Source organism: Brunnivagina elsteri CCALA 953 (assembly GCF_002289455.1).
GTDB lineage: Bacteria > Cyanobacteriota > Cyanobacteriia > Cyanobacteriales > Nostocaceae > Brunnivagina > Brunnivagina elsteri.
This window is the reverse complement of sequence record NZ_NTFS01000316.1, coordinates 1-7,940: the sequence shown is the minus strand read 5'-3', so window position 1 is coordinate 7,940 and position 7,940 is coordinate 1. Positions and strand designations below refer to the sequence as shown.

At 40.6% G+C, this 7,940-nt stretch carries 4 protein-coding genes; 1 reads left to right on the top strand and 3 read right to left on the bottom strand.

The features are described 5' to 3' along the window. Nucleotides 1-263: 263 nt before the first annotated feature. Both CK510_RS22360 and CK510_RS22355 read right to left on the bottom strand, forming a co-directional pair. Entirely contained in the window at nt 264-734 is a 471-nt protein-coding gene (locus CK510_RS22360; protein WP_095723792.1) for a hypothetical protein, read from the bottom strand. A 92-nt stretch (nt 735-826) separates the two neighbouring features. Continuing rightward, the gene (locus CK510_RS22355; protein ID WP_211293258.1) at nt 827-1,312 is read right to left on the bottom strand and encodes a hypothetical protein; all 486 of its coding nucleotides are present in this window, start codon (nt 1,310-1,312) and stop codon (nt 827-829) included. A 280-nt stretch (nt 1,313-1,592) separates the two neighbouring features. Here CK510_RS22355 and CK510_RS22350 point away from each other — a divergent pair, with 280 nt between their 5' ends. Then, nucleotides 1,593-5,324, top strand: a complete 3,732-nt coding sequence (locus CK510_RS22350; RefSeq protein WP_095723790.1) for a DUF4347 domain-containing protein — start codon at nt 1,593-1,595, stop codon at nt 5,322-5,324. 236 nt (nt 5,325-5,560) lie between these two features. Here CK510_RS22350 and CK510_RS22345 read toward each other — a convergent pair whose 3' ends face one another. Next, nucleotides 5,561-7,741 carry a carboxypeptidase-like regulatory domain-containing protein gene (locus tag CK510_RS22345; RefSeq protein ID WP_211293257.1) on the bottom strand — a complete coding sequence of 727 codons (2,181 nt, stop codon included), beginning with the start codon at nt 7,739-7,741 and terminating at the stop codon, nt 5,561-5,563. Nucleotides 7,742-7,940: the final 199 nt, after the last annotated feature.

The window sequence follows — 7,940 nt, the reverse complement described above, 5'->3', positions numbered from 1 at the left end:
CATTTTTATTTATCTGTATAAATAATATTACTCCCTATCCTCACTCCTAATTTATAGCTGGAATAACTAGTAATTTTTTGCAAGTTTAGTATTGTATTCAATATACAGTGGCTAAATCTAACATCTTGTGATTTGGTCTAGGTCAATATATTGCAAGCCCTATGTATCTCACATCCGTATATATCCTGAACTCCAGCACTGAGAAATCACACGCTAATTCAGTATTGTCAATCAAATTGAAGGTCCCATAGATGTGGAAACGCCTACTCTGCAACAGTAAACTTAAAAGTATACTGATAATTTCCAACCTTCAAACGACTACCTTTATCCACATATAAGTTAATCGATAAAGCTGTAGTTCCCGCAGGTAAAGCCAAAGGAGCTTCATTAGATTTAGTCGAATCACCTGTTGCAGTTGTTACATTCGTGAACGTAGACACAGGTTTAAATTCTGGTCCACCGACTTGAATTGGTGCGGAAACAACTAATTTTGCAGGTTTATTGCAGGTAACATCCATTTTAATGGGGGAACCACCAAATGTATCCAAAGTTCCTAACTTACTGGGCATTACCCGACCTTCGGTGACTAATTGACCACCAGTCCCCTCCGAAAAACTACATACCTGGTTTGCATCGGATGGGACACCTACGGTAGGCTCTGCGATCGCACTTTTCAAACCAACTAGATGAGTTGTGATTATTAGTAGTAATAGAATTGGTTGCGATCGCGCCATTGTCTTGGTTTCCTCATGTTTTAAATATATGTATTTAGATATATAAAATTAGTAAATAGCACTGAATAATAATGACAATTTAAGATGAACTATTAATCGGGAGCAACAGTCAAAGTTACTTTAAATTCGTATTTTCCAGGAGAAATAGAACCACTGTTTTTCTTTGCTTCCATATTGACTTCCACGTCTATTGATTTAATATTCTCTTCGCTACCTATTATCTTTTGGCTGGGGTTTCCAGGATTAGAAATAGCTAATTTTAATTCTACATTATTTGCAGTCGCAGATAATTCTCCTTCTGAAGCAAAATCTGTTGTGCCACTAACAATATTTTGTTGTACAGGTTTAGAAATCGAAACAGTAGCTGAACCTTTACAATCTAAGCTGACAATTCCAGATTTTCCATCAGGAATCTTACTACTAAAAAGGGTATTGTTATTGGTCACTGCTAATTCCCCCTTGTCTACCTTCTCAATAGTGCAGCTACTTGTTACATCTACCTCCAAAGTTGGTTCTTCTGCATTAGCACTTTGAGCAAAGGTAATATTACTAACAAGTATGAAAACAGAGCCTAGCAACAGTTGATAAATTTTGTATGGATATCTGTGCATATCAGGAGTGTGTAGCCACTAGCGACGGTTATAGGTTAACTCCTATCTATAATCTTTGCTTTCAGTAATACCACGGATTTTATTGATGGTTTATTTAAATAAAGCGAGGATATAAGTCTTCATAAATTACTTAGTATAAGCACCGAGGTTTTAATTATTATAAAAAGCAATAATGGTAAGTTGATTTACCTTGCTATATCTCTTTTTTAAACTTAAGCTCATTAATTAAAAATCACTTTAAATAATTATGAAAATACTATCAAATAAGTCTTCTGATATATCATTTATTTCTGATGAAGAAAAAATATTGGCTACAGAAGCAAGTAAATTTATATCATCGGGATTAATTAATAAGAGAAGTATTATATTTGTTGACACTAGAGTTCCTGATTATCAAAGTCTGATAGCAAATATTCAACCAGGTACAGAGGTTGTAATTCTTGACCCTACAAAAGATGGAATCACTCAAATTACTGAGAGTTTATTGGGTAAACAATATGATTCGCTGCATATTGTTTCTCATGGTAGTGCTGGTAGTTTACAATTGGGGTCAAATTATTTAAATTCAGGTAATTTCAGTCAGTATGAGAGTCAGTTAAAGCTGTGGAAAACATCGCTGACGGAAGAAGCGGATATTTTGCTGTATGGTTGCGATGTGGCAGCAGGGGAAGTAGGTGTTACTTTTGTGCAACAGTTGAGTCAGATGACGGGTGCAGATGTAGCTGCATCGAATGATTTGACGGGGAATGCGGCATTGGGCGGTGATTGGGATTTGGAGGTGAAGACGGGAAGTATTGAGTCTTCTTTGGCGTTTTCTAATCAGCAGCTACAAACTTACAACTCAACTTTAAATACTCCCCTTTCTGTAATTATCAACGAATGGTCACAAGGGAATGGTGGTAATAAAGAATGGGTGGAGTTACTTGTTACTACTACAGTTGATATGCGAGGTTGGACACTTGGAGATACAGCAGTCACTCCTTACACAACTTTCAGTAATGATTCAACTTGGGCAAATGTGGCAGCTGGTACGATTATTGTTATCTACAATGGCAATACTAATGAAAGGGATGATATCTTACCTGCTGATGACCTGTCAGTTGGTAGCGATCGCAGAATTATCGTAGCTCATAATAACACTAACCTGTTTACTACAGGGACTTGGGGAGGTTTTGCTAACGGCACTAATACAGACAATCCGATTTTAAAAAACAGTTCCGGTACAGTTGTCCATGATTGGGATAAGTCTGATAACTCAGGATTTACTGCGACTGCTCTCAGACCAGGATTCAACCAAGCGGTTTCTTACATAGCTAGCTCTATTGGTGGTGTAGATACTGCATCTAGCTATGCTCGCACAAGTGTCACCGCGAATACTGCAACAAGCGGAAACCCAAATGGTGGAACACCAGGTGCTGCAAATAATGAAAACAATACCGACTTAATAAATACGTTGCGTGGTGTAGTTAAAGTTGTTAGCACACCACAGGTGACGATTAATAATCCATCACCTATCGCTAATGGGTTATTCGGTTCATCGCTAGCATCAAATGGTTCCGAAATTTTAATTGGTTCTCCCGGTACTGAAACTGCTACCGTCAATGGAGATAAATATAAAGGAAATGCTTATTCATTCAATACAAGCGGTAGTCTACAAAGAACTTTTTCCAATCCTTCAACCCAAACAACCACCCAAGGTTCTAACGAAACATTCGGTTTTGCCGTAGCGATAAACACGGTTTCGGGTAGTACCTACTACACAATTAGCGCTCCTCACTACGATGAGTCTACCTGGGTTCAGGATGCTGGGAGAGTTTACAGGTACGATAGTAGTTCAACTCCTCAACAAACGTTGGATAATTCCGTTACTAATGATGATAGTGAATTTGGTGCTGCTGTAGTAATTTTGAGTGATGGTACAGTTGTTGTTGGTGCGCCAGAAAAAGGTAAAACCACGGCAACAGACAATGCTGGACAAATAAGACTCTTTGATAGCAGTGGTCAATTGATACGAGATGTTGTTTATCCAGTAACAAGTTATGTTCAGGATGCTCGATTTGGTACATCACTTGCTGCTGCTGGTAACGATATTATTGTTGGCGCTCCAGGTTTTGCTACTAGTATTTTAAGTGCAACTACTGGACAAGCATATCGATACAAAAAAGATGGAACGCTGAATCAGACGTTCACCAACCCAAATGGATCGGCTTTTGATTTCTTCGGTATTTCTGTAGCATCCAATAGTGATGGAACCCGTGTACTAATTGGCGCACCAGGCGAAGATATTGGTACGGATAATGCCGGGGTTGTTTATTTGTATGACACGACAACTACAGCACCTACGCTTTTACGCACTTTCACAAACCCAGATATAACCAATCGGGGCTTTGGTAGCTCTGTTGCATTCATTGGTGATGATATCGTAATTGGCGCACCTACCAATTTTAATATTGATGTACTTGCTGGATCAGTTACTCCCGTTCCCGATCGCGGTGCTGTTTATTTTTATGATGGAGAACCAGGATTTTCGACCTATACTTTGAGCAAAATCTTTCAAAATCCCGGCACTGGGAACGATGGTTTTGGTTCGGCAATGACAAAGATAAATGATTACCGAGTTGCGATCGCGGCACCTTATGCTGATAGTGCAAATACAGATGCCGGAGCTGCATATATATTCAAGCTGAGTAATGCAACACCCACTGCTGCAAACAAAGCTGTGACAGTTGACGAAGATTTTACTTATATATTCAGCACATCAGATTTTAATTTTGCTGACGTAGATGGTGATACTTTACAAAAGATACAGATTACTAGTTTAGTAACCGTAGGCAGTTTGTTGTTGGATGATGTTGCAGTCAACTTAAACCAGGAAATCAATACTGTTGATATTGTTGCTGGAAAATTAAAGTTTACACCAGTTGCTAATGCAAACGGCTTAAATTACGCAAATTTTAGCTTTAAAGTTGGCGATGGTGAAGTTTTCAGCAGTTCTAATTCTGTCATGAGTGTTAATGTCAACGCTGTTAATGATGCACCTACATTTTCTATTGGGGGAAATCAAAGCGTAAGGACAATCTCTGGTCAAACAGTTACAAAAATTATTCAAGGCTGGGCAAATAACTTTGATTCTGGGGCAGCGAACGAAACACAAACAAATAGTGGGTATACAGTTAGCCTAGTCAACTCATCAGATTCTAATTTCTTTACCATAGCTCCAATAATTGCTCCAAATGGTGACTTAACTTATACTTTGGCTAACAATATTACTGGTACTGGTAGTAAAACCATAGGTTTTCAAGTCACGGCTCAAGATAGTGGGGGTGCAATTTCAGCAGCTAAAAACTTTAAAATAACAGTTACTAGTGGTGCTATCAACTTTGTCACAACCGACCCAACAAATAATAATATCGTGTCTGCGACCACCAATACTGATACTCTAATGGGAACAGATGGGAGCGATCGCATTGATGGTTTAGCTGGTAATGATAAGATTTACGGCGGTTTGGGTAATGACCGAATTATTGGTGGAGATGGTGATGATATTCTCTACGGTGATTTAGATTTAGCAACCAAGCCAAGTTATGCTTCGCTGACTACGAATAACTTTACGTTTGATGACATTATTCAAGGTAATGCTGGCAATGACACCATCTACGGTGGTTGGGGTAAGGATACGTTGTATGGAAATGATGGGGATGACATCATTTGGGGTGGTGATGGGAATGATACGATGTGGGGTGTTGCTGGTAAAGATACTTTTGTTTTGAATGGAACTGACACAGGTACAGATACCATTCAAGATTTTACACTTGGGGAAGATAAGTTTGGTTGTGCTGGTGGTTTGCTCCCTGCTTCCCTCGTATTGACGCAGCAAGGTAGCGATACTTTAATTGAAGCTGGAACTCTAAGTTTAGCGGTTGTGAAAAATATGACTGCTGCTAGTCTGAAGAATTCTGATAGTTTCCGCCTAATGTAGTGATGAAGGTTGGGGTAAGGAGCGATCGCAATATTGTAAAAATAGTTAAAAATTGAGGTTTTTAAGCCTCTCCCCTTGGCAAGGGGAGAGGTTTGGAGAGGGGTTCTATATTAACATGAAGAGGTATAAAATAACCCCGCCGCCTGTGGCACCTCCCCTTGCTAAGGGGAGGTTGGGAGGCGTCGAAGTAATATGTGACTTCATAAATAATTGGTATGACTACTTAAAATATCGCTTTATTTCTTCTCTTCTTCTTTTGGCAAAACACTCTGAGTTACACTCGCTTTCAATGCTCGAAATTCCTCGTTTTCCGCTTGCTGTAAGTTCAATTCCTTCAATCCTTCCGATGAACTATCCAATTCCAAGTTCATCCCATTCACTGCTTTGCCATTAATCAACAGGTTATATGCTCCCTGTTGCAGACGCTCTAAATAATACACTCCCGCACCATTCGTCACCGAAAATAACCGCTTTTTCCCATCACTTGTGACTGCTTCTACCCTAGCACCATTGATGGGTTCCCCTTTGTTGTTGGTGATGACTCCAGAAACTGCGTAAGCACGGGTTAATGGTAGTAATACGGGAGTGTAGGAACCTGCATTAATATCGACTGCGTAGGCATCGGTTGCCGCTTGCCAATCGAGGGGGAAACCTGCGGGGTCTAAATCGAGACGATAACTTCCTGGATTCAATCGTACCAAAACGCGATCGCTTTGCATGTCTGCTCGCAGTGATTTTAATGGTCGGTTGTTAATTATTACCAGTGAGTTGGCATCTTCAGTATATATTTTCTCCCCTGAATCCCGTTTACCGTTGTTGTTTGCATCCAAGAAGGGCTGGATTAACATTCCTCCTTGGGTTCGGTAATAGCTGGTACGTCTATCTCCGGCACTAATTCCTCCTTGTAAACCCAAGCTGGAAACTAGGTCAATGTTGAAGGTTGATTGGTCGGAGGTTACGGATACTCCTTGGTATCGAGCGCGTAATAATATGCCGGGTAATACTGTGGTAGTTACTGAGGCGATTGGTCCCGCACCTTGGGAACCTATGCCATAGCCGAGTTGAGTTTCCCATTGATAGTTACCATCTACAGCCCGTTGTCCGGAACGATACTGCCAACCCAATGTCAGGAGATTGCTGTTGAGGTTTTGACTGCGGGTTTCGTAGTTGAGGAGGAGGGAATTTCCCGAACCAATGGAGGATTTGGAGGATAAACCGTAGGTAAATTCGGAAAGGGTTCCGACTTCGTTACCAAGTTGACGCAGTTCGAGTCTACCGAGACGTTGGAGTAGGTTCCAACGAAAGCGGTTTTCGGTGTCTAAACCCAAACGAGCAAAGGTGTAGGAATTTCTGCCACTGATATTAAATTGTAGTCCTCCACCTGTACCAAAACGGCTGTCTGTGTTGGCAAATAGGGAAACTCCCCGGAGGATATTCCAGTTTGCATTGAGTCTGCTGGAAAAGCGATCGCTAAAAAAGGAAAGGTTAAAGTTTTGCGATGGATCGAAGCGAATATCGGCAACGGTATCGATGTTTTTGCCAAGCAAGCTGGAAACTGAGACTTGCAAAGGGATATTTGCTGGACGGTAGAATAATTCGGTTAATCCTTTGAAGGAATCGTCGTAAACTCCCCCAACTCCCAGGGTTAAATCTTGGGATATACCCCAACGTTGTGCGACTCCACCACGAAAATTGGAGAAATCACCAATTAAATTATTATTACTCCGAAATTCTCTCCCGAAACCACCGGAAGCTACGAAAGCTGATGCTCCTGCGGGGATTTGTCCTGGGGTTGCGGTGTAACTTGCGTCGCGAATTTCTGGTTGTGCTGTTAATCTTCCTTCGGGATAGAGGAAGATACGATAACTACTGTTGAGATATCCATCTTCATTTTGAACATTATCAAAGCGGTAAATTCCTGAAGAATCCACCAACACTTCCCCAGCTACTTCATCTCCAAATTTTTCCACCAATCTAACTAAGGTTCCTGGTTCTGTTCTTCCCGATATAGTGCGTCCAATTTGACCTGATTGTAATCTTTGTCTTGGGTCGGTGGAACCTGCACTGAGGGAATATTCGGGAGGAGTGAATTTTTGTCTTTGGATATAGGTAAAACCCCAATAATCGCCATTTGTGGCTTGATTACGCCAAAATGTCGGATGGGAACCGACAAAGTAATCTTGTTTGGGAGTTTGTCGGAGAAATTGCGCTTCTGAGATTTTCCAACTCGAAGAATTTTGGAACTCTGGTTGTTGAGTACGTAAATACCAGGAACCACCGAAAGCAGAACCCACAGCTTGAAAATCACCTTGGGAATTAGTAGAATTATTTTCACCACCAGTAAAATTTAGCCTCTGTTCTACCGCAGCTAAACTTAAACCTGTCGATTGTAAACGTGGTAAACCCTCCAAAATCACAGGTTGTTCCTTACGTCTACCCCTTTGCCTAGATTGATTTAACCAAGGAACATCAAATGCGATCGCATATTCGTTAATTTCAAATTTTGCTCCGACTCCAAATAGCTTTTTGATATCTTGAATGGAAAAATTTGGAGATGAAGTAGCTGGGGAAGTGTTGGTGGATTCTTCAGGAATTTACCGCTTTGATAATGTTCAA

Excerpts from the sequence above, each read along its gene's own strand:
- CK510_RS22360 (WP_095723792.1), bottom strand. The coding sequence starts at position 734 with ATGGCGCGATCGCAACCAATTCTATTACTACTAATAATCACAACTCAT.
- CK510_RS22350 (WP_095723790.1), top strand. The coding sequence starts at position 1,593 with ATGAAAATACTATCAAATAAGTCTTCTGATATATCATTTATTTCTGAT.